General features: G+C 74.2%; 19 protein-coding genes. 12 read left to right on the forward strand and 7 right to left on the reverse strand.

The genetic code is table 11. The features are described from left to right. Nucleotides 1-61 precede the first annotated feature (61 nt). Nucleotides 62-1,192: a PQQ-dependent sugar dehydrogenase gene (locus tag O2W17_RS14675; RefSeq protein ID WP_269193159.1), complete on the reverse strand. Its 1,131-nt coding sequence runs from the start codon at nt 1,190-1,192 to the stop codon at nt 62-64. A 75-nt stretch (nt 1,193-1,267) separates the two neighbouring features. On the opposite strand from O2W17_RS14675, the gene O2W17_RS14680 reads away from it, so the two are divergent. Then, nucleotides 1,268-2,215, forward strand: coding sequence for a 2-hydroxyacid dehydrogenase (locus O2W17_RS14680; protein ID WP_269193160.1), 948 nt, complete (start codon nt 1,268-1,270; stop codon nt 2,213-2,215). Here O2W17_RS14680 and O2W17_RS14685 read toward each other — a convergent pair. Further along, complete coding sequence (locus O2W17_RS14685; protein WP_269193161.1) at nt 2,209-2,592, reverse strand: PH domain-containing protein; 384 nt, start codon at nt 2,590-2,592, stop codon at nt 2,209-2,211. The genes O2W17_RS14680 and O2W17_RS14685 overlap by 7 nt on opposite strands. A gap of 64 nt (nt 2,593-2,656) precedes the next feature. Here O2W17_RS14685 and ilvD point away from each other — a divergent pair, with 64 nt between their 5' ends. From ilvD to ilvC, 5 genes are all read left to right on the forward strand, one after another. After that, nucleotides 2,657-4,381, forward strand: a complete 1,725-nt coding sequence (gene ilvD / locus O2W17_RS14690) for a dihydroxy-acid dehydratase (protein WP_269193162.1) — start codon at nt 2,657-2,659, stop codon at nt 4,379-4,381. 65 nt (nt 4,382-4,446) lie between these two features. Next, nucleotides 4,447-7,275 (forward strand): putative bifunctional diguanylate cyclase/phosphodiesterase, encoded by a 2,829-nt coding sequence (locus O2W17_RS14695; protein ID WP_269193163.1) that lies wholly within the window; start codon nt 4,447-4,449, stop codon nt 7,273-7,275. Nucleotides 7,276-7,511: 236 nt separating this feature from the next. Next, nucleotides 7,512-9,398 (forward strand): acetolactate synthase large subunit, encoded by a 1,887-nt coding sequence (locus O2W17_RS14700; RefSeq protein ID WP_269193164.1) that lies wholly within the window; start codon nt 7,512-7,514, stop codon nt 9,396-9,398. Between the two features lie 11 nt (nt 9,399-9,409). Beyond that, the gene (gene ilvN / locus O2W17_RS14705; protein WP_269193165.1) at nt 9,410-9,937 is read left to right on the forward strand and encodes an acetolactate synthase small subunit; all 528 of its coding nucleotides are present in this window, start codon (nt 9,410-9,412) and stop codon (nt 9,935-9,937) included. Nucleotides 9,938-9,987: 50 nt separating this feature from the next. Further along, nucleotides 9,988-11,016, forward strand: a complete 1,029-nt coding sequence (gene ilvC / locus O2W17_RS14710; RefSeq protein ID WP_269193166.1) for a ketol-acid reductoisomerase — start codon at nt 9,988-9,990, stop codon at nt 11,014-11,016. Between the two features lie 64 nt (nt 11,017-11,080). Here the strand turns inward: ilvC and O2W17_RS14715 are convergent, their stop codons facing one another. Next, complete coding sequence (locus tag O2W17_RS14715; protein ID WP_269193167.1) at nt 11,081-11,809, reverse strand: hypothetical protein; 729 nt, start codon at nt 11,807-11,809, stop codon at nt 11,081-11,083. Nucleotides 11,810-11,932: 123 nt separating this feature from the next. Beyond that, nucleotides 11,933-12,685, reverse strand: a complete 753-nt coding sequence (locus tag O2W17_RS14720; RefSeq protein WP_269193168.1) for a hypothetical protein — start codon at nt 12,683-12,685, stop codon at nt 11,933-11,935. Between the two features lie 125 nt (nt 12,686-12,810). Here O2W17_RS14720 and serA point away from each other — a divergent pair, with 125 nt between their 5' ends. The 4 genes from serA to cimA all read left to right on the forward strand — a co-directional run bounded on the left by serA (nt 12,811) and on the right by cimA (nt 17,931). Further along, the gene (gene serA / locus O2W17_RS14725) at nt 12,811-14,412 is read left to right on the forward strand and encodes a phosphoglycerate dehydrogenase (RefSeq protein ID WP_269193169.1); all 1,602 of its coding nucleotides are present in this window, start codon (nt 12,811-12,813) and stop codon (nt 14,410-14,412) included. Between the two features lie 16 nt (nt 14,413-14,428). Next, nucleotides 14,429-15,451 (forward strand): 3-isopropylmalate dehydrogenase, encoded by a 1,023-nt coding sequence (locus tag O2W17_RS14730; RefSeq protein WP_269193170.1) that lies wholly within the window; start codon nt 14,429-14,431, stop codon nt 15,449-15,451. Nucleotides 15,452-15,460: 9 nt separating this feature from the next. After that, a complete protein-coding gene (locus O2W17_RS14735) occupies nt 15,461-16,069 on the forward strand; it encodes a maleylpyruvate isomerase N-terminal domain-containing protein (RefSeq protein WP_269193171.1) in 609 nt (202 codons plus the stop codon). 275 nt (nt 16,070-16,344) lie between these two features. Beyond that, a complete protein-coding gene (gene cimA / locus O2W17_RS14740; protein WP_269193172.1) occupies nt 16,345-17,931 on the forward strand; it encodes a citramalate synthase in 1,587 nt (528 codons plus the stop codon). On the opposite strand, the gene O2W17_RS14745 is transcribed toward cimA, so the two are convergent. The 3 genes from O2W17_RS14745 to O2W17_RS14755 form a co-directional block, all read right to left on the reverse strand. Next, nucleotides 17,922-18,650 carry a glutamine amidotransferase gene (locus O2W17_RS14745; RefSeq protein ID WP_269193173.1) on the reverse strand — a complete coding sequence of 243 codons (729 nt, stop codon included), beginning with the start codon at nt 18,648-18,650 and terminating at the stop codon, nt 17,922-17,924. The two genes, cimA and O2W17_RS14745, sit on opposite strands and share 10 nt — an antisense overlap. A gap of 8 nt (nt 18,651-18,658) precedes the next feature. Beyond that, nucleotides 18,659-18,985 (reverse strand): putative quinol monooxygenase, encoded by a 327-nt coding sequence (locus O2W17_RS14750; protein WP_269193174.1) that lies wholly within the window; start codon nt 18,983-18,985, stop codon nt 18,659-18,661. 171 nt (nt 18,986-19,156) lie between these two features. Next, nucleotides 19,157-19,537: a VOC family protein gene (locus O2W17_RS14755; RefSeq protein WP_269193175.1), complete on the reverse strand. Its 381-nt coding sequence runs from the start codon at nt 19,535-19,537 to the stop codon at nt 19,157-19,159. A gap of 55 nt (nt 19,538-19,592) precedes the next feature. On the opposite strand from O2W17_RS14755, the gene O2W17_RS14760 reads away from it, so the two are divergent. Further along, entirely contained in the window at nt 19,593-20,405 is an 813-nt protein-coding gene (locus O2W17_RS14760; protein ID WP_269193176.1) for a fumarylacetoacetate hydrolase family protein, read from the forward strand. Nucleotides 20,406-20,410: 5 nt separating this feature from the next. Next, the gene (gene gltX / locus O2W17_RS14765; RefSeq protein ID WP_269193177.1) at nt 20,411-21,913 is read left to right on the forward strand and encodes a glutamate--tRNA ligase; all 1,503 of its coding nucleotides are present in this window, start codon (nt 20,411-20,413) and stop codon (nt 21,911-21,913) included. Nucleotides 21,914-21,958 lie beyond the last annotated feature (45 nt).

The raw sequence follows: 21,958 nt of genomic DNA on the forward strand, positions 1-21,958 counted from the left end.
AGCGGCTCAGCTCAGCAGGGGGACGGCACCTGGCCGCGGTGCGGTCCGGAGGACCGCAGTGTCAGAGCGGGGAGTTCGGCTGGCCGCCGGGCGGGCGGATGCGCAGCACCTTGTCGTCGTCCTCGGCCGGCGTGCCGAGGCCGTCGCGGTTGGACGTCGTGATCCAGAGCGCGCCCTCGGCGTCCAGGACGACGGTGCGCAGGCGGCCGTACCGGTCGCCGAGCACCGCGTCGACGGCGCCGTCGATCGGCACGCCGCTCTCGTCCAGCGTGATCACGTGCACCTGCCGCCCGTCCAGCGCACCCAGGAACACCGTCCCGTTCGCGACCGCGCAGCCGCCCAGGCCGCCCTCCTCGGCCGGGATGGTCACCACGGGGACACCGGGGCCGTCCTCCTGGACGCGGTCGAGCTCGTCGGGGCCCTGGGACGCCTCGTCGGTCGCGTAGACCCGCTCCCCGTCCAGGCAGAGCGCCGTGACGTCGCGGTAGCCCCAGCTGTGCACGGGGGTGAGGCTCCGCACCGGGTCGCCGAAGACGTCGATGCGCAGCACCTTGCCCGCCAGCGATGCCGGGTCGGCCGCGAGCGCGGGGTCCCCGGTGTCCCCGGTGCCGACGTAGAGGTGGCCGTCGGCGCCGGTCACGAGGCCGCCGCCGTTGCCGGTCGCGCCGCGCGGGATGCCGGTGAGCACCGGGTTCGGCGTCCCCCCGATCGGGAACCGCACCACCCGGTTGTCGGTCGCCGTGGTGACGTAGGCGAACAGCAGCCCGTCCTCGGCGAAGGTGGGGGAGAGGGTCAGCCCCAGCAGCCCGCCGTCGCCGGAGGTGTCCAGCCCCGGCACGGTCATGAGCTCCTCGGCCGGCGAGCGGTCCGGGAACACCTGCAGCAGGCGCCCGGTGTCCCGCTCGCCGACGATCGCCGAGCCATCGGGGAGCAGCACCAGACCGGTGGGCACGCTGAGCCCGGAGGCGACGACGTTCGGATCGCCGGCCTCCTCCTCGCCGCCGGGCTGGGCGGGCTCGCCCGGCGGGGGCAGCGTGGCCGAGGGCGGCCCGACCTGCGGGGGCGGGCCCTCGGGCAGCGGGCGGAACGGGCCGGCGGGCTCGTAGCCGCCGCTGCCGCAGCCGGTCAGCAGCACCGCGGTGAGCAGGGCGGCGACTCCCTGCGACGCGCGCAGCGCCCTCGTCCGCCTCACCGGGCCCAGAGTACGTGCGGCCGACCGGCCGGCCGCCGGTCGTCGCCGGCGCCCGGGCTGGTTAGCGTGGTGCCCGTGACGACTCTGGAACTGCCGGCGGACGAGACGCTGCACGTGCTGGTGCCCTCCCGCGCCGTCGGCGCCGCCGTGGAGGCGGTCTCCCCCCGGGTGCGGGCGCACCGGTGCGATCCCGCCGACGGCCCCCCCGGTGGCGACGCCGCCCGCGCGCGGGTCTGGGTGCCGCGCTCGGCCGGCGCCACCGCGCCGGACGCAGGGTTCTTCGCCGCGCTGCCCGACCTGCGCCTCGTGCAGCTGCTCACCGCGGGGGCGGAGAAGTTCATCGGCCGGCTGCCCGAGGGCGTGGTGCTGTGCAACGCCCGGGGGGCGCACACCCCGTCGACCGCCGAGTGGGCGGTCGCCGCGACGCTCGCGGCGCAGCGCGGCATCCCCTTCTTCGTGCGCGAGCAGGACGCCGGCCGCTGGTCGTTCGGCACGCACCGGTCCCTGGTCGGGGCCCGCGTCCTCGTGGTCGGCGCCGGCGACATCGGCCGGGCCATCGGCCGGATGCTCGCCGGGTTCGACGTCGAGCTGACCTACGTCGCGCGCACCGCCCGCGAGGGGGTCCGCGCCATGGACGAGCTGCCCGACCTGCTCCCGCACGCCGACGTCGTCGTCCTCATCGTCCCCGTGACGCCGGAGACCCGCGGCATGGTCGACGCGCGCTTCCTCGCCGCGATGCCCGACGGGGCGCTGCTGGTCAACGCCGCCCGGGGCGTCGTCGTCGACACCGACGCGCTCGTCGCCGAGCTGGCGAGCGGCCGGCTGCGCGCGGCGCTGGACGTCACCGACCCCGAGCCGCTGCCCGAGGGGCACCCGCTGTGGTCGGCGCCCGGGCTGCTGCTCACGCCGCACGTCGGGGGCGCGGTGCCCGAGACCGGCGCGCGGGCGGCCGCCGCCGTCACCGACCAGCTCCGCCGCGTCCTCGCCGGCGAGCCGCTGGTCAACGTCGTCGACGACTACTGAGCCGCCGGGCCGGTCGGGATCTCCAGCCGCCCGCCGGAGACCGCGGCCAGCCGCGGCAGGTCGCGGGTCCGCAGCACCGGCAGCTGGACCTCCGTGGCGGCGGTGGTGACCAGCCAGAGGTCGCCGCGCCGGCCGACGCGGATGCCGGCCAGCTCCGGCCAGCGCACCGTCCGGGAGCCCAGGAGGGCGCGCACGGTGATGCCGTCGTCGGCGACGTCGACGCCCCGGCGCAGCACCGCGACCGCCATGGCCGCGGGGACCAGCAGCAGCACCGGCGTCCACCAGGCGATCGCCGCCGTCGGGACGATGCAGACGGCCAGCACGGCCAGGGGCAGCAGCGCGCTGCGGTCCATCCGGAAGCGGGCGGAAGGGCTCACGGACGGCCATGATCCCACCCCGGGCCGGTCGGCCGGGCGGGTCGACGGCCTACCATCCCCGCTCGTGACGATCGGCGAGGACCTCATCCCCGGCAACGAGCCCGCGAGCCAGACCCACAGCCCGCTCAAGCCGCGCAGCTACGAGGTGACCGACGGGGACGCCAAGGCGCCCGCCCGGGCCATGCTGCGCGCCGTCGGCATGGGTGACGACGACTTCGCCAAGCCGCAGATCGGCGTCGCCTCGTCCTGGAACGAGATCACCCCCTGCAACCTGTCCCTGGACCGGCTGGCCAAGCGGGCCAAGGAGGGCGTGCACGCGGCCGGCGGCTTCCCGCTGGAGTTCGGCACCATCTCGGTGTCCGACGGCATCTCGATGGGCCACGAGGGGATGCGCGCCTCGCTGGTGTCCCGCGAGGTCATCGCCGACTCGGTCGAGACCGTCATGTTCGCCGAGCGGCTGGACGGCTCGGTGCTCCTCGCCGGCTGCGACAAGTCGCTGCCCGGGATGCTGATGGCCGCCGCCCGCCTCGACCTGGCCAGCGTGTTCCTGTACTCCGGCTCCACGATGCCGGGCAAGCTCGGCGACCGGGACCTCACGATCATCGACGTCTTCGAGGCCGTCGGCGCCTGCGCCCGCGGGCTGATCAGCCGCGACGAGCTGGTCGAGATCGAGAAGGCCGCCTGCCCCGGCATGGGTTCCTGCGGCGGCATGTACACCGCCAACACCATGGCCAGCGTCGCCGAGGCGCTCGGCATGGCGCTGCCGGGCAGCGCCGCCCCGCCGGCGATCGACAACCGCCGCGACGCCTACGCCGTCGCCTCCGGCGAGGCGGTGGTCAACCTGCTCCGCCGGGGCATCACCGCCCGGCAGATCATGACCCGCGAGGCGTTCGAGAACGCCATCACCGTCGTCATGGCCCTCGGCGGCTCGACCAACGCGGTGCTGCACCTGATGGCGATCGCGCACGAGGCGCAGGTCGACCTCTCGCTCGAGGACTTCAACCGCATCGGGGACCGGACCCCGCACCTGGCCGACGTCAAGCCGTTCGGCCGCTACGTCATGACCGACGTCGACCGCATCGGTGGCGTGCCGGTGGTGCTCCGCGCGCTGCTGGACGCCGGGCTGCTGCACGGCGACGTCCTCACCGTGACCGGGAAGACGATGGCCGAGAACCTCGCCGAGATCGCCCCGCCGGACCCCGACGGCGCGATCATCCACGCGATGAGCGCACCGATCCACAAGAGCGGCGGGCTCACCATCCTGCGCGGCTCGCTCTCCCCGGAGGGCGCGGTCGTGAAGTCGGCCGGGTTCGACACCGACGTCTTCGAGGGCACCGCCCGCGTCTTCGACGGCGAGCAGGGCGCCATGGACGCCGTCACCGAGGGGACGCTCGAGCCCGGCGACGTCGTGGTCATCCGCTACGAGGGCCCCCGGGGCGGGCCGGGCATGCGGGAGATGCTCGCCGTCACCGGCGCGATCAAGGGCGCCGGGCTGGGCAAGGACGTCCTCCTGCTCACCGACGGGCGGTTCTCCGGCGGGACCACGGGCCTGTGCATCGGCCACGTCGCGCCCGAGGCCGCCGACGGTGGCCCGATCGCCTTCGTGCGCGACGGCGACCGGATCCGGCTGGACCTGGCGAACCGCACGCTGGACCTGCTGGTCGACGCCGACGAGCTGGCCCGCCGGGCCGACGGCTGGACGCCGCTCCCGCCCCGGTACACCACCGGCGTGCTCGGCAAGTACGCCAAGCTCGTCGGCTCGGCCGCCCAGGGCGCCATCTGCGGCTGACCCCGACGGGTGAGCCCGGGGCTGTGGAACTCCACCGTCCCGGTTCAGGTGCCGACCAGAGGGCCGTGGACCTGCATGCGCAGCGACGGGACGGCGGTGCGCCGACCCTTTCCGAGCCGTTCGCCGGGCCGATCCTCGCCGCGCCGCCGCGCACCGAATCCCCGGTCGCTCCTCCGCCGGCCGCGTCCGCGGCGGAGCGGCGGGAGTCGCGCACCCTCTACGTCCTGCTCGCCGTGCTCGCCCTCTCCGGCGGGCTGGCGCGACCCGACCTCGGTGCGGTGGCCGAGCGCCTGCTCACCGTCCTGCTGGCGGTCGCCGCGATCGGCACCGCGGTCGTCGTCCACACCCACGCCGCCCGGCTGGACCGCGCCGAGCGCCGGCCGTGGCGGGCCCTCGCGGCGGTCGCCGTGCTCCAGGCGGCCGGCCGCCTGCTGAGCGCGGTGGACGGCGCGGTGCCCGGCGTCGTGGCGCACGTCGTCCAGGTGCTCGCGCTGCCGCTCGGGCTCGCGGCCTGCCTCCTGCTCCTGCCGCGCCGCGGAGGGCGGATCGGGGTGCGAGAGCTGCTCGACGGCGCCATCGTGGTGGTCGCGGTGGTGCTGCTGGCCGGGCTGGTGCTGTCCCGGGCGGGCGCCCGGAGCGGCAGCGGCGTCGTCGGCGTGCTGCAGAACATGGGCTACCCCGCCGCCGGCGCAGTGCTCTGCGCGGTGGCGCTCATGGTCGTCTCCCGCGGGCCGGAGTCCCGCCGTCGGCCGGCGGTGTGGCTGCTGGTGTCGATGGTGGCGTCGGCGGTCGTCGCGCTCGCTGCCGCCATGGCCCGCGTGCTGGGTGAGGCGCCCTCGGACCTGCTGATCAGCGTCGCCTGGTCGGCGATGCTGGCCGCCGGCGTCCGGGCGGTCGACACCGACTCCGGGCACCGGCCGCGGGCGGGCCGGCACGCCGACGCCCTGCCGCTGTTCGGCCTGGCCGTCAGCCACGCGACGGCCTACGGGGTGGCCGGGGTGGTCATCGCGGTGCTGAACGCCGGGCACACGTTCACCCGGCTCGAGCAGGTGGCCGTCGGGGTCCTCATCCTCTGCACCTCGCTGCGCAGCCTCCTGTGGGTCGTCGACGGCGGCCGGCTCACCCGCCGGCTCCAGCAGACCGAGGCCTACTTCCGCGCGCTGGCCGCCAGCGCCGAGGACGTCACCGTCGTCCTGGACGACGGTGGGCGGGTGCGCTGGGTCTCCGGTGCCGCCGACGGTCAGCTCGGGTGGTCCGCGCGCGACCTGACCGGCCGCCGGCTGGCCGACCTGCTCGACCCCGCCGACCGCGGCGTCCTGGACCGGTTGGTGGGCGCGCCCGGGGGTGCGGCACCCGCCGCGCTGCCGCCCACCGTGCGGCTGCGCACCCGGGACGGGAAGTGGCGCGACGTGGAGCTGTCCGGTGCGGCCCGCGCGGGTGTTCCCGGGACCGGCCTCGGGGAGGGGCTGGTGCTCCACCTCCGCGACGTGACCGCGCGCCGGTCCGACCAGCGGGAGCTGGAGCGGCTGGCCTACACCGACCACCTGACCGGCCTGCCCAACCGGGCCCGCTTCCTCGCCGGGCTGGAGGAGGCGCGGACACACGCCGCCGCGGGGCGGCCGAGCTGCGTCCTGCTGGTCGACCTCGACGGGTTCAAGGCGGTCAACGACGTGGCCGGGCACGACGCCGGCGACCAGCTGCTGACCCAGGTCGCCGACCAGCTCCGGGCCGGGGCCCGGGAGCAGGACCTCGTCGCCCGGCTCGGCGGCGACGAGTTCGCGATCCTGGTGCCGGCCGGCCTCGCGGAGGCGACGGGGCTGGCCGAGCGGCTGGTCGAGGTGCTGGACCGGCCGTTCCAGGCGCCGTCCCCGGACGGGCGGGGCGCCGGTCCGCGGTTCCCCGTCTCCGGCAGCATCGGCCTGGCCGAGCTCGCCCCCGCCGAGGACGCGTCGGCCACCGTCCGGCAGGCCGATCTGGCCCTGCGCGCGGCCAAGGCGGCGGGCAAGCGCTGCGTGCGTTCCTCGGGCGAGGGCATCGACGCCGCCGTGGACCGGCGGACCCGGCTGGCCCGCGACCTGCCGGCCGCGCTCGCGGAGGGCCAGCTGCACGTCCTCTACCAGCCCGTCGTCGGCGTGCACGACCGCCGCGTGCTGGGTCTCGAGGCGCTCGTGCGCTGGGACCACCCGCTGCTGGGCGCCGTGCCGCCGGACGAGTTCATCCCGCTGGCGGAGGAGGACGGCCTCATCGTCCCGCTCCAGCGCTGGGTGCTCGGGGTGGCGACGGAGCACGCGGCCGTGCTCCTCGCCGACGGGTGGGACGTGCAGATGGGCGTGAACGTGTCGGTGCGCCACCTCCAGGCCGGCTGCCTGGCGCCCGACGTGGTCGCCGCGCTGACCGCCGCGCAGCTGCCCGCGGACAAGCTGATCCTCGAGATCACCGAGTCGGTGCTGCTGGATGTGCACGACCGGGTGCTCAGCGACCTGGAGACGCTGCGCGGCATGGGCGTCGTGCTCTCGCTCGACGACTTCGGGGCGGGCTGGTCCTCGCTCGCCTACCTGGCCCGGTTGCCGGTGCAGATCCTCAAGATGGACCGGGCCTTCGTGGCCGGCATCGACACCGATCCCCGCGGGCGGGCCCTCGTGGCCAGCGTCGTGGAGCTCGGCCGCACGCTGGGCATGGACGTCGTCGCGGAGGGCGTGGAGACCGAGGGGCAGATGGCCGAGTTGCGCGCCATGGACTGCCGGTACCTGCAGGGCTACCTGTTCGGCCGGCCGATGCCGTTCCCCGAGCTGCGGGCGCTGCTCGCCTCGTTCGACGACTCCATCCTCGACGTGGACGGGCCGGGCCCGCGGAATCTGGACCTCGAAGTCCACCTGGTGGGACGGGACGGTTGACGGCGGGCCGGAGCGGGGCGCACAGTGTGGTCGTGCCTCGCACCAGCATGCTCGCCGACGTCCGCACCCGCGGCGTCCTCGTAATCGCGTAGCGCGTCCGGTCACCGACCGACGCGCTGACCCTTCGTGCCTCGTGGCACGAGGGGTTTTTTGTTGGCCGTGACCTGCCGCACAGCGAGCACGCCGCCCGTCGCACCAGCCCGTACCACCGCCGCAAGGCACAGGAGATCCGCGCGATGACCACCACCACCCCGCACCAGGCCCCCGATACCGAGGCCACCACCCGCGAGGCCGCCGCGTCGCTGGCCGGCGTCGAGACGACGGCCCGCTCCGTCGCCGAGGCGGCCGCCCAGCCGGCCACCGGCATCACCGGCGCGCAGAGCCTCGTCCGTTCGCTCGAGGCGGTCGGTGTCGACGTGGTCTTCGGCATCCCGGGCGGCGCGATCCTCCCGGCCTACGACCCGCTGTTCGACTCCCACGTCCACCACGTGCTCGTCCGGCACGAGCAGGGCGCCGGGCACGCGGCGACCGGGTACGCCCAGGCCACCGGCCGGGTCGGCGTCTGCATGGCCACCTCCGGCCCGGGCGCCACGAACCTGGTCACCCCGCTGGCCGACGCCTACATGGACTCGGTGCCGATCGTGGCGATCACCGGCCAGGTGCCGAGCGCGGCCATCGGCACCGACGCCTTCCAGGAGGCGGACATCCGCGGCATCACGATGCCGGTCACCAAGCACAACTTCCTGGTGACGACGGCGGCGGAGATCCCGCAGCGGATCGCCGAGGCGTTCCACCTGGCGTCCACCGGGCGCCCCGGCCCGGTGCTGGTCGACATCCCCAAGGACGTCCTCCAGGCCACGACCGACTTCGCCTGGCCGCCGCGGATGGACCTGCCCGGCTACAAGCCGACGACGCGCCCGCACGGCAAGCAGGTCCGCGAGGCGGCCGCGCTGATCGCCGGCGCCCGCCGCCCGGTGCTCTACGTCGGCGGCGGTGTGCTCAAGGCGCGGGCGACCGAGGAGCTGGCCGAGCTGGCCGAGCTGACCGGTGCTCCGGTCGTCACCACGCTCATGGCCCGCGGCGCGTTCCCCGACAGCAGCGACCAGCACCTGGGCATGCCCGGCATGCACGGCACGGTCGCGGCGGTGACCGCGCTGCAGAAGTCCGACGTGATCGTGGCGCTCGGGGCGCGGTTCGACGACCGGGTGACCGGTGAGCTGTCCAGCTTCGCGCCCGAGGCGCTGGTCGTCCACGCCGACATCGACCCCGCCGAGATCGGCAAGAACCGCAAGGCCGACGTGCCGATCGTGGGCGACGCCAAGGAGACCATCGCGCAGCTGGTCGAGGCGCTGCGCGCCGAGCACGCGGCCGGCCGCACGCCGGACCTGGCGGCCTGGTGGGTCCAGCTGGACGACTGGCGCGAGCGCTACCCGCTCGGCTACGACTGGCCCGAGGAGGGTGCGCTGTCGCCCCAGTACGTCATCGAGCGGCTGGGCGCGATCGCCGGTCCGGAGGCGATCTACACCTCCGGCGTCGGGCAGCACCAGATGTGGGCCGCCCAGTTCATCAAGTACGAGAAGCCCGGCACGTGGCTCAACAGCGGCGGGCTCGGGACCATGGGTTACGCCGTCCCGGCGGCGATGGGCGCCAAGTACGGCTGCCCCGACACCACCGTCTGGGCCATCGACGGCGACGGCTGCTTCCAGATGACCAACCAGGAGCTGGCCACCTGCGCCATCGAGGGCATCCCGGTGAAGGTCGCCGTCATCAACAACGGCAACCTCGGCATGGTCCGGCAGTGGCAGACCCTCTTCTACGAGGGCCGGTACTCCAACACCAAGCTGCACGCCCGCAACCCCGACGGCTCGCCCAAGCCGGTGCGCATCCCCGACTTCGTGGCCCTGGCCGAGGCGCTGGGCTGCGTCGGGCTGCGGTGCGAGAGCAAGGACGACGTCGACGCCGTCATCGCGAAGGCGATGGCGATCGACGACGCCCCGGTCGTGATCGACTTCGTCGTCGGCTCCGACGCCCAGGTGTGGCCGATGGTGGCCGCCGGCTCCAGCAACGACGCGATCCTGGCCGCGCGCGACGTGCGCCCGGTCTTCGGCGACGGACAGGTCTGAGGAGCACGCAGATGACCCGCCACACCCTCTCGGTCCTCGTGGAGAACAAGTCCGGTGTCCTGGCCCGCGTGTCGGCGCTGTTCAGCCGCCGCGGGTTCAACATCGAGTCCCTCGCCGTCGGGCCCACCGAGAACCCCGACCTCTCCCGCATGACGATCGTCGTCGACGCGGAGAGCCAGCCGCTGGAGCAGATCACCAAGCAGCTGAACAAGCTCATCGAGATCATCAAAATCGTCGAGCTGGACGGCGGGGCCGCCGTCCAGCGGGAGCTGCTGCTCGTGAAGGTGCGCGCACCTCTCGCCGAGCGCACCCAGGTGCTGCAGACCGCGGAGCTGTTCCGGGCCCGCGTCATCGACGTCAACCCCGACACGGTGACCCTCGAGGCCACCGGCACCCCCGACAAGCTCCAGGCGCTGCTCGCGGTGCTCGCGCCGCAGGGCATCAAGGAGATGGCGCAGTCCGGCACCGTCGCGCTGGGCCGTGGCCCGCGGGCGATGTCGGGCGCCGGTACCTTGCGCCCCGTCGAGCGCACCGCCTGATCCCGCCCCCCGAGACTTCGCACATCCAACCGAAGGGAACCGCACACAGCATGGCCGCCGAGATCTTCTACGACGACGACGCCGACCTCTCGATCATCCAGGGGCGCACCGTCGCCGTCCTGGGCTACGGCAGCCAGGGCCACGCCCACGCGCTGTCGCTGCGCGACTCCGGCGTCGACGTCCGCGTCGGCCTGCCGGAGGGCAGCAGGAGCCGGGCCAAGGCCGAGGCCGAGGGCCTGCGGGTCGTCACGCCCGCCGAGGCGTCCGCCGAAGCCGACCTGATCATGATCCTGGCGCCGGACCACGTGCAGCGGACGCTGTACGCGGAGTCCGTCGAGCCGAACCTGCAGGACGGCGACGCGCTCTTCTTCGGCCACGGCTTCAACATCCGCTTCGGCTACATCAAGCCCCCGACGGGTGTGGACGTGGCCATGGTCGCCCCCAAGGGCCCGGGCCACCTCGTGCGCCGCGAGTTCGAGAACGGCAAGGGCGTGCCCTGCCTGGTCGCGGTCGAGCAGGATGCCAGCGGCAGTGCGCAGGCGCTGGCGCTCTCCTACGCCGCCGCCATCGGCGGCACCCGGGCCGGGGTCATCAAGACCACCTTCGCCGAGGAGACCGAGACCGACCTCTTCGGCGAGCAGGCCGTCCTCTGCGGTGGCGCGAGCGCGCTGATCACCGCCGGGTTCGAGACCCTCACCGAGGCCGGCTACCAGCCCGAGGTCGCCTACTTCGAGTGCCTCCACGAGCTGAAGCTGATCGTCGACCTCATGTACGAGGGCGGCATCGCCAAGCAGCGCTGGTCGGTGTCCGACACCGCCGAGTACGGCGACTACACCTCCGGCCCGAAGGTCATCGACGCTCGCGTGAAGGAGTCGATGGGCGAGGTGCTGGCCGCGATCAAGGACGGCTCGTGGGCCGCGGCCTTCATCGCCGACCAGGACGCCGGTGCACCGGACTTCAAGGCCAAGCGCGCCGCCGCCGAGGCGCACCCGATCGAGGAGACCGGGCGCAAGCTGCGCGGGCTCATGAGCTGGGTCTCGGCGTCCGACGACTACACCGGGACCGCGGCCCGCAACTGAGCCCGGACCGACGACGGCCCCCGCTGCCTCGGGCAGCGGGGGCCGTCGTACGTCGTGCCGCGGGTCAGACCGCGTGGCCGCGGGAGGCGAAGTACTCCCGGGACGGCGGCTGCCGGAGCAGGAACACGATGAGGACGGCGACGACCAGGCTCAGGATGCCCGCGGCGCTGAACTCGTAGCCCTGCACGAGCAGGGAGAGGATGCCGAGCAGCCACAGCGCCGCCTGGGCGTAGGCGGCGTAGAGCAGGAGCTTGGGCGCCTTCCCCTGGAGGACCTGCGCGCCGCCGACGGCCATCGCGAGGGAGACGGCGACGCCCACGATGCCCAGCAGGATGTCGAGGCCGGAGATCTCGACCCCGAGGTCGTCGATCACCGAGGCGCCCAGCAGGCCGAGCAGGCCCAGCAGGGCGCCGAGGCCACCCCACACGAGGCCGATGACCGCCGCAGCGGTCACCTGCCCCGGGCGCTGGCCCTGCGGGGCCTGGCCGTAGCCGGGAGGAGCGGCGGGGTAGCCGCCCGGGCCGTAGCCCTGGGGGGGCTGGCCGTAGCCCTGGGGGTGCTGGCCGTAGCCCTGGGGGTGCTGGCCGTAGCCCTGGGGGTGCTGGCCGTAGCCCTGGGGGTTCTGGCCGTAGCCCGGAGGGTTCTGGCCGTAGCCCTGGGGGTCCTGGCCGTAGCCGCCCTGGCCGTAGCCCGGTGCGGGCTGCTGGCCGGGGGGCGGACCCCAGCCCGGCTGGCCCTGCGGCGCGCCGCCCTGGGGCTGGTCGGGGTCGGAACCGGGGGTGGGGCTGGACATCGCAGCGTCCTCCTGGTCAGGGGGGCCGACGTGGCCCCCTGCTGACCGATCGTAGGGACCGGACGTCGGCCCGGGGTCCCGGCGGCGGGTGCGGCACCGGGACCCGCGCACCGGTCACCCGGTTCAGCGACCGGTGCGCCGGAACCGGTGCGCGGCGAAGAACTGCGCGGCCGGCTTCATCGAGAGCAGCACGACGATCGCCAGGGCGGCGAGGAAGAACAGCAGGTTCGCCACGAGGTCGCCGGCACCGCCCTCGACCAGGCTGCCCAGGACGCCGAACGCGGTGAAGGCCAGCGCGATGGAGGCGCCCACCAGCAGGAGCACGCGGCTGCGGCCGCTGAGGGCCCAGACCGAGCCCCAGATCATCACCACGGTCCAGATCAGGGCCAGCAGCCCGACGACGAGGAACACGCCGCCGACGGCCCCGGCGACGGGACCGAGGCCGGGGATCTCCTCCTCCAGCCCCGAGTCGGCGCTGCTGGCGGCCGCTCCCACGACGATCGCGAAGAAGCTCAGCAGCAGGCCGAAGGCGCCGTAGATGAAGCCGAGCACGGCCGCGGTGACGACGCCGCCCGGCTTGGTCGGGACGCCGGTCGGGCCGTACTGCCCGTACTGCTGCGGGTACTGCTGGCCGTAGGGCGACGGCGTCCCGTACTGCTGGCCGTAGGCGGGGTCGCCGTACTGCTGCCCGTACGCCGGCTGGCCGTACGAGGGCTGCCCGGACGGCGCCTGCCCGTACTGCCCCTGCCCGTACCCGGGCTGCCCGTACTGCTGCGAAGGGTCCTGCTGCCCGTACGGGGGCTGGCCGTGCTCCGGGCCGCTCCCGCGGCCGTACGGGTCGGACTCGGAACGACCCTGGTCGTCGGACTGGCTCACTGTTCTCCTCCGTGGGCGCCGGGTCGTCCCCGGCTGTCGACGGTCAGGATGTCCCCGGCTCCACACCGGGGCAAGGACCCGGGCGGTGGGTCCGGCCCCCGGGAGCCTCCCTAGGCTGTGGCACCGTGACCACGACCGCGCCCGTCGTCCTGATCGCCGAAGAGCTCGCGCCCAGCGTGCTGGAGGTGCTCGGGACCGAGGTCGAGATCCGGCACGTCGACGGCGCCGACCGGGCCGCGCTGCTGCCGGCCCTCGCCGACGCCGCCGCGGTCATGATCCGCAGCGCCACGCGGATCGACGCCGAGGCGCTGGCCGCGGCGCCGAACCTCCGGGTCGTCGCCCGCGCGGGCATCGGTCTCGACAACGTCGACGTCGCCGCCGCCACGGAGCGCGGCGTCATGGTGGTGAACGCGCCCACCTCGAACATCGTCAGCGCCGCCGAGCACGCCGTCGCCCTGCTCCTGGCCGCCGCCCGGCACATCCCGGCCGCCGACGCCTCGCTGCGCGAGGGCACCTGGAAGCGGTCGAAGTTCACCGGCGTGGAGGTCACCGAGAAGACCGTCGGCGTCATCGGCCTCGGGCGCATCGGCGTGCTCGTCGCCCAGCGCCTGGCGGCCTTCGGCGTCGAGCTGATCGCCTACGACCCCTACATCCAGCCGGGGCGCGCCGCGCAGCTGGGCGTCCGGCTGGTCTCGCTGGAGGAGCTCCTCGAGGAGTCGGACTTCATCACCATCCACCTGCCCAAGACCCCCGAGACCCTCGGCCTTATCGGCGCCGACGAGCTGGCCACCACCAAGCGGGGCGTGATCATCGTCAACGCCGCCCGCGGCGGGCTGGTCGACGAGGCCGCGCTGGCCGACGCGCTGAAGACCGGTCAGGTGGGTGCCGCGGGCATCGACGTCTACGCGACGGAGCCGTGCACCGACAGCCCGCTGTTCGGCCTGCCGAACACCGTCGTCACCCCGCACCTGGGTGCCTCCACGACGGAGGCGCAGGACAAGGCCGGCGCCGCGGTCGCCCGGTCGGTGCGCCTGGCGCTGCAGGGCGAGTTCGTGCCGGACGCGGTGAACGTGCAGGCCGGCGGTGTGGTCGCCGAGGACGTCCGGCCGGGGCTGCCCCTGGCCGAGAAGCTGGGCCGGGTCTTCACCTCCGTCGCCGGCGGGCTGGCCCAGTCGGTCACCGTCGAGGTGCGGGGCAAGCTCGCCGAGTTCGACGTCTCGGTGCTCTCCCTGGCGGTGCTCAGAGGCGTCTTCGCCGACGTCGTGGAGGAGCAGGTCACCTACGTCAACGCGCCGCTGCTCGCGGAGCAGCGGGGTCTGGAGATCACCCTGACCAGCGACCCGGAGAGCCCGACCTACCGCAACTACGTCCGGGTGTGCGGCGCCATGTCCGACGGCACGCAGGTGACCGTCGCCGGCACGCTGTTCGGCAAGAACCAGGTGCCGCGGCTGACCGAGGTCGACGGCTTCGAGATCGACCTGGCCGCCTCCGGCTACCTGCTGTTCTTCGTCTACGCCGACCGCCCCGGCGTCGTGGGGACCGTCGGTGCGGCGCTGGGCGAGGCCGGGGTCAACATCGCCGGTGCCCAGGTGAGCCGGGCCGACGAGGGCGGTGAGGCGCTCATGGCGGTCACCGTGGACAGCCCGGTCGGCCCGGAGCTGCTCGACGACATCGCCGGGCGGATCGGTGCCCGGGCAGCCCGGTCCGCCGACCTCACGACGCTCTGACCTAGGGTCGCTTCCCATGCGCCTGGCAGTGATCCCTGGAGACGGCATCGGCCCCGAAGTCGTGGCGGAGGGGCTCAAGGTCCTCCGCGCGGTCGCGCCCGACCTGGAGACGACCCCGTACGACCTCGGTGCCGACCGGTGGCAGCGGACCGGCGAGCTGCTGCCGGACACCGTGCTCGACGAGCTGCGCGGGCACGACGCGATCCTGCTCGGCGCGATCGGCGACCCGAGCGTCCCGCCGGGCATCCTCGAGCGCGGCCTGCTCCTGCGGCTGCGCTTCGAGCTCGACCACCACGTCAACCTGCGCCCGGCGAAGCTCTTCGACGGCGTCCGCAGCCCCTTGGCCGCGCCCGGTCCGATCGACATGCTCTGCGTCCGCGAGGGCACCGAGGGCCCCTACGTCGGCAACGGTGGCGTGCTGCGCAAGGACACCCCGCAGGAGGTCGCGACCGAGGTCAGCCTCAACACGGCCTTCGGCGTGGAACGGGTCGTCCGCTACGCCTTCGAGCGCGCCGTGGCCCGCCCCCGCAAGCACCTGACGCTGATCCACAAGACCAACGTGCTCACCTACGCCGGCGGCCTCTGGTCGCGGGTGGTGGAAGAGGTGTCGGTCGAGTTCCCCGAGGTCACCGTCGCCTACCAGCACGTCGACGCCGCCTCGATGTTCTTCATCACCGACCCGGGCCGCTACGACGTGATCGTCACCGACAACCTCTTCGGCGACATCGTCACCGACGTGGCTGCCGCGGTGACCGGCGGCATCGGCCTGGCCGCCAGCGGGAACCTCGACGCCTCCGGCACGAACCCGAGCATGTTCGAGCCGGTGCACGGGTCCGCCCCCGACATCGCGGGCCAGGGCGTCGCCGACCCGACGGCCACCGTGCTGTCGGTCGGGCTGCTCCTGGAGCACCTCGGCCGCAGCGAGCAGGCGCGCAAGGTGGACGCCGCGGTCGCCTTCGACCTGTCCACGCGGGACCCGCAGGCGACGATCAAGACCACCGACGTCGGCGACCGGCTCGCGGCCCTCGCCGGCGGCTGACCTCCCCCGGTGGACCTCTCCTGGGACGGGTCCCGCCGGGCGTTCGCCGACGCCGCGGGGTGGTTCGTCGCGGTCGTCGCGGTCGTCGACGACCGCTGGACGGCGCCCGGGCTGGGGGAGTGGGACGTGCGCGCCCTCACCGGCCACACCAGCCGGTCGCTGCTGACGGTCGAGGAGTACCTCGCCCGGCCGGCGCGGACCGTCGAGGTGGCCTCCGCCGCCGACTACTTCCGGGCCACCCGGGCCGTCGCGGCCGGCCCGGGGGTGGCGGCCCGGGGACGGGCCGCCGGCGAGGCCCTGGGCGACGACCCGGCCGGCGCCGTGGCGCGGATCGCGGCCCGGGTGCGGCCGCTCGTGGACGCCTGCGACGGGACCGAGCTGCTGACCACGGTGGCCGGCGGCATGCGGCTGGCCGACTACCTGCCGACGCGCACGTTCGAGCTCGCCGTCCACACCGCCGACCTCGCGGTGGCCCTCGGGCTGCCGCCGGACGTACCCGCGGCCCCCGCGCGCCAGGCGCTGGCGCTCGCGGCCGAGCTCGCGGTGGCCGACGGCTCGGCCGGTGCGCTGCTGCTGGCCGCCACCGGACGCGCGGCGGCGCCGCGCTCCGTCCTCTGAGCCGGCGTCAGCCCGCCGGAGGCTGCTCGCGCAGCAGGTCGCCGCCGGTGGGGATCACCGGGAGTGGATACCAGGCCGGGCACCGGTCCGTTGCCCGCTTTCCCGGAACAGGGGTGCCGCGCACCGCACCTCCCGTGCTTTCATGGTCGGCGATGCACACCAGCGGCACGATCATCATCGCCTAGCGCGCAGTCACCTCCCCGACTGCGCGCAGACCTCCCGTACCCGGGGGGTCTTTTTCGTGTCCGGCCCTCTTGCCCTCCCCGGGAGACACCGTGAGCACCACCGAGCCCGACTTCCACGTCTTCGACACCACGCTGCGCGACGGCGCCCAGCGGGAGGGGGTCAGCTACTCGGTCGCCGACAAGCTGGCGGTCGCCCGGCTGCTGGACGAGATCGGGGTCGGGTACATCGAGGGCGGCTGGCCCGGGGCGCTGCCCAAGGACACCGAGTTCTTCTCCCGGGCACGCACCGAGCTGCAGCTCAAGCACGCCCAGCTGGTGGCGTTCGGGTCGACCCGCAAGGCCGGCGTCGCGGTGGCCGACGACCTGCAGGTCCGCGCCCTGCTCGACGCGCAGACCCCGGTGGTCTGCCTGGTCGCGAAGTCCGACGTGCGGCACGTGCGGGAGGCGCTGCGCACCACCCTGGAGGAGAACCTGGCGATGGTGGCCGACACCGTCGCCTTCCTCGTCGCCGCCGGCCGGCGGGTGTTCCTCGACTGCGAGCACTTCTTCGACGGCTACGCCGCCGACCGCGACTACGGGGTGCGCGTGCTGCAGGCGGCGTTCGACGCCGGCGCCGAGGTCGGCGTCCTCTGCGACACCAACGGCGGGATGCTGCCCATGGGCGTGGGCCGGGTGGTGGCCGACGTGCGGGCGCGGGTGAGCGGCCGGCTGGGCATCCACTGCCAGGACGACACCGGCTGCGCGGTGGCCAACACCCTCGCGGCGGTGGAGGCCGGCGTCACCCACGTGCAGGGGACGGCGAACGGCTACGGCGAGCGCGCCGGCAACGCCGACACGTTCGCGCTCATCGGCAACCTGGTCACCAAGATGGGCATCCCCGCGGTGCCGGCCGAGTGCATGCCCGAGCTGCAGCGGGTCAGCCACGCCATCGCCGAGCTGGCCAACATCGCCCCCGACGACCACCAGCCGTTCGTCGGCGCCTCGGCGTTCGCGCACAAGGCCGGGCTGCACGCCAGCGCGATCAAGGTGAGTCCCGAGCTCTACAACCACCTCGACCCGGCGGTCGTGGGCAACGACATGCGCATCCTGGTCACCGAGATGGCCGGCCGGGCCTCGGTCGAGCTGAAGGGCCGGGAGCTGGGTGTGGACCTCACCGGCCAGTCCGACGCCATCGGCCAGGTGGTGGACCAGGTCAAGGTGCTCGAGGCCGACGGCTGGTCGTTCGAGGCGGCCGACGCCTCGTTCGAGCTGCTGCTCCGCGCGCAGCTGCCCGACGCCCCGCCCCCGCTGTTCGCGCTGGAGAGCTACAAGACCTCGGTGGAGCACTGGGGCAACGGCGTCGTCGTCAGCGAGGCGACCGTCAAGGTGCACGTCGACGGGCAGCGGATCCTCAGCACCGGGGAGGGAAACGGCCCGGTCAACGCCCTGGACAACGCGCTGCGGCAGGCGCTGGTGCACCGCTACCCGCAGCTGGCGGACGTCTCCCTGGCCGACTACAAGGTGCGCATCCTGGGCTGGAAGGGCGGCACCAGCGCCACGACCCGGGTGCTCATCGACACCACGGACGGGCAGGGGGAGTGGACCACCGTCGGGGTGCACGCCAACATCGTCGAGGCGTCCTGGCACGCGCTGGTCGACGCCTTCGCCTACGCCGTCCTGCGCCGTCCTCAGCCGTAGCGGGCGACGAAGTTCGCCAGCAGGCGCCCGGGGTGGGTCACGACCGCGGGCGTCAGCCGCCCGATGACCGCCTCGAGCTCCGCCGGCGGGAAGTAGCCGGCGTGCTGGTAGATGCGCACCCGCTGCACGATCCCGGGGACGTCGAGCTCCGGGTGGAACTGGGTGGCGTAGACGTTCTGCCGCACCTTGAACATCTGCACCGGGCAGCCGGCCGACGATGCCAGGAGCACCGCGTCCGGTGGCAGCACCCGGCAGGCCTCCTTGTGCCCCACGAACGCCTGGAACCGGTCGGGCACCCCGGCCAGCAGGGGGTCGTCGCGGCCCTCCGGCGTCAGCGCGACCTCGACCGCCGACACCGGTTCGCCGTAGGTCCGGTCCACGACGCCGCCCCGGCGGGTGCCGAGCGTGCCGATGCCGTAGCAGGCGCCGAAGAACGGCCGGTCGCGCGCCACCACCTCGTCGAGCAGCGCGCCGACCTCGCGCTCGACCCGCACCTGGACGGCGGACTTCTCCGCGGGGTCGTCGCTGGAGTTGAACGGCCCGCCGCCCAGGAACACCCCGGCGTAGGCGTCGAGGTCCAGCGGCGGCAGGGGGCCGGCCTCCAGGCGGATCCGGTGCAGCCGCTCCGCGGGCAGGGCGGTGAACCGCAGGAACGAGGCGTACTCCTCGTCGGCGGCCTCGTCCTCCGGACGGGTGGAGAGCAGCAGGAACGGCAGCACCGGAGGGGTCAGCGGGGCTGGATCTCGCCCATCGGGCCCCAGCCGGGGACGTCGGGCGCGTCGACGTAGATGATCTGCGGCTGCGCCGACACCAGGTCCGGCGCCTGCTCGACGAAGCGCGCGAAGGCGTCGGTGGACACGTGCGCCGCGCCCGCGGCGGCGTCCCGGAAGCCCTCGACGCAGACGTAGGTTTCCGGCTCCTCCAGGCTCCGCGACCACTCGAAGAACAGCGAGCCCTCCTCGGCGTTCACCGCGCGGGCGTAGTCGGCGGCCAGCCCGGTCCACTCGTCGGCGCGCTCGGGACGGACGGGGAACTTCACGACGATGAGGATCACCGTGACATTGTCGGCCTCCGGCCGACACCGCGGCCAGTTGCCCTCCTGCTGTCGCGCGGAGCCGCTTCGCCGTCCCGCGGCGAGGTGTCCTGCGGGCAGTCCGTCTCTGCCCACCTCAGCTGGGCAGAGACAGACTGCCCGCGGAACAGGTAGTGCGCCGGCGGCCGCCCGTCAGACGGGGTCGAGCCGGGTGCGCAGCAGGCAGAACTCGTTGCCCTCCGGATCGGCCAGGACGTGGAAGCTCTCGTCGCCGGACTGGCCGACGTCGGCCGGCGCCGCACCGAGGTCGAGCAGCCGCTGCAGCTCGGCGTCCTGGTCGCGGTCGGTCGGGTTCAGGTCGATGTGCAGCCGCACCTTGCCCGGAGTGGGCTCGGCGACCGGCTGGAAGATCAGCGTGGGCGCCGGCCCGCCGAACCCCGCCTCGGGCCCGATCTCGACCTCGCCGTTCCCCTCGCGGCCCAGCACCCGGTAGTCCAGGACCGCGGCCCAGAAGGCGGCCAGCGACTCGGCGTCGCGGCAGTCGATCACGAGCTCGGAGAAGCGGCAGGCCATGGGGGCAGACGGTAGGCCGGGAGGCGACCGCCCGCGCGCCGACTAACCTCGTCATGTGCGCATCGTCCGTTTCGCCTCCCCCCAGGGCATGTCCTTCGGCGTCCTCGACGGAGACGGCCAGGTGGCCCAGATCGAGGGCCACCCCTTCGGCCAGATCTCCTTCACCGGCACGCGCTTCGCGCAGGCCGACATCCGGCTGCTCTCGCCGATCCTGCCGAGCAAGGTGGTGTGCGTCGGCAAGAACTACGCCGAGCACGTCAAGGAGATGGGCACCGGTGACGCGCCGGGGGAGCCGCTGCTGTTCCTCAAGCCGTCGACGTCGGTCATCGGCCCCGGCGACGCCATCCGGATCCCGTCGGGCAGCACCAACGTGCACCACGAGGTCGAGCTCGGCGTCGTCATCGGCGCCCGGGGCGCCCGCAACGTGACGCCGGAGCAGGCGCTGGGCAGCGTCTTCGGCTACACGATCGGCAACGACGTGACCGAGCGGGACATGCAGAAGAACGACGGGCAGTGGACCCGCGCGAAGGGTTTCGACTCCTTCTGCCCCCTGGGCCCGTGGATCGAGACCGACCTCGCCGGCATCGGCCTCGACGCCGCCGACCTGGAGGTCACCTGCGACGTCGACGGCGAGCGCCGCCAGACCGGGCGGACCAGCCAGCTGCTCTTCGGCATCCCCCTGCTCATCTCCTACATCTCGCAGGTGATGACCCTGCTGCCCGGCGACGTCGTGCTCACCGGCACCCCGTCCGGCGTGGGCCCGATCCGCCCCGGCCAGACCGTCTCCTGCACCATCCAGGGCCTCGGCACGCTGACCAACTCGGTCTCCGCGGCCGATGCCGTCTCCACGGCCGGCGGCGCCCGGTGACGGCCATGGCTGTCCCACCCACCGCCCCGACCGCATCCGTCCGCACCCGCTTCTGCCCGTCGCCGACCGGGCTCGTCCACGTCGGGCTGATCCGCACCGCCCTGTTCAACTGGGCGCACGCCCGTCACTCCGGCGGCACGTTCGTCTTCCGCATCGAGGACACCGACGCCGCGCGTGACTCCGAGGAGTCCTACCGGCACCTGGTCGACAGCCTGCGCTGGCTGGGCCTGGACTGGGACGAGGGGCCGGAGGTCGGCGGCCCGAACGGGCCGTACCGGCAGTCCGAGCGGCACGACGTCTACCGCGAGGTGGCCGCGAAGCTGCTCGCGTCCGGGCACGCGTACGAGTCGTTCTCCACCAACGAGGAGGTCGACGCCCGGCGCCGGGCGGCGGGCCAGGACCCGAAGCTCGGGTACGACAACCACGACCGCACCCTCACCGAGGCCCAGAAGGCGGCGTTCCGCGACGAGGGCCGCCAGCCGGTGCTGCGGCTGCGGATGCCCGACGAGGACCTCACCTGGACCGACCTGGTCCGGGGCGAGGTGCGCTTCGCCGCCGGCGCGGTGCCCGACTTCGTGCTGGTCCGCGGGAACGGCGCGCCGCTGTACCCGTTCGTCAACCCGGTCGACGACGCCCTGATGGGCATCACCGACGTGCTGCGCGGCGAGGACCTGCTGCCCTCGACGCCGCGGCAGCTGGCCCTCTACGCCGCGCTCACCGACATCGGCGTCGCGTCGGGCACGCCCCGCTTCGGCCATCTGCCCCTGGTGACGGGCGAGGGCACCAAGAAGCTCTCCAAGCGCGACCCCACGTCGAACCTCGACGTCTACCGGGAGCGCGGCTTCCTGCCCGAGGGCCTGGTCAACTACCTGGCGCTGCTGGGCTGGTCGATCGCCGAGGACCGGGACGTCTTCTCGACGGCAGAGCTGGTCGAGGCCTTCGACGTCACGCGGGTCAGCGCGAACCCGGCACGCTTCGACCTGAAGAAGGCCGAGGCGATCAACGCCACCCACCTGCGCGCGCTGCCGGTGGAGGAGTTCACCGCCCGCGTGGTCCCGTACCTCGCCGCCGCGGGCCTGGTCGGCGAGCCGCCCACCGCCGAGCAGGACGCCGTGCTCCGGGCCATCGCGCCGATGGCGCAGGAGCGCATGGTCGTGATGTCCGAGGCGGTCGGGCTGCTCGGCTTCCTCTTCGTCGACGAGGTGGCCATCGACCCCGCGGCGGCTGAGAAGCAGCTGGCCGGGGAGACCGCGGTCGAGGTGCTGGACGCCGCGACGACGGCGCTGCGCGAGCTGCCGGAGTGGACCACGCCGGCCATCGAGCAGGCGCTGAAGGACGCCCTGGTCGAGGGGCTCGGGCGCAAGCCGCGCCAGGCGTTCGGCCCGGTGCGGGTCGCGGTCAGCGGCCGGACCGTGTCCCCGCCGCTGTACGAGTCCATGGAGCTGCTCGGCCGCGAGCGGACACTCGACCGGCTCGCCGCGGCGCGCACGCTCGCCGGCGCGGGATGACGTCCCAGTGGGCCGGTGGCGGCCCCGACGACGAGCCGTACACCG

It is taken from the genome of Blastococcus sp. VKM Ac-2987, assembly GCF_026967805.1.
Taxonomy (GTDB): Bacteria; Actinomycetota; Actinomycetes; order Mycobacteriales; family Geodermatophilaceae; genus Blastococcus.

What these genes read in the sequence shown, in the direction of transcription:
- O2W17_RS14700 (WP_269193164.1), top strand. Translation starts at nt 7,512, where the DNA reads ATGACCACCACCACCCCGCACCAGGCCCCCGATACCGAGGCCACCACC.
- O2W17_RS14715 (WP_269193167.1), bottom strand. Translation starts at nt 11,809, where the DNA reads ATGTCCAGCCCCACCCCCGGTTCCGACCCCGACCAGCCCCAGGGCGGC.
- O2W17_RS14755 (WP_269193175.1), bottom strand. Translation starts at nt 19,537, where the DNA reads ATGGCCTGCCGCTTCTCCGAGCTCGTGATCGACTGCCGCGACGCCGAG.
- gltX (WP_269193177.1), top strand. Translation starts at nt 20,411, where the DNA reads ATGGCTGTCCCACCCACCGCCCCGACCGCATCCGTCCGCACCCGCTTC.
- ilvN (WP_269193165.1), top strand. Translation starts at nt 9,410, where the DNA reads ATGACCCGCCACACCCTCTCGGTCCTCGTGGAGAACAAGTCCGGTGTC.
- O2W17_RS14730 (WP_269193170.1), top strand. Translation starts at nt 14,429, where the DNA reads ATGCGCCTGGCAGTGATCCCTGGAGACGGCATCGGCCCCGAAGTCGTG.
- ilvC (WP_269193166.1), top strand. Translation starts at nt 9,988, where the DNA reads ATGGCCGCCGAGATCTTCTACGACGACGACGCCGACCTCTCGATCATC.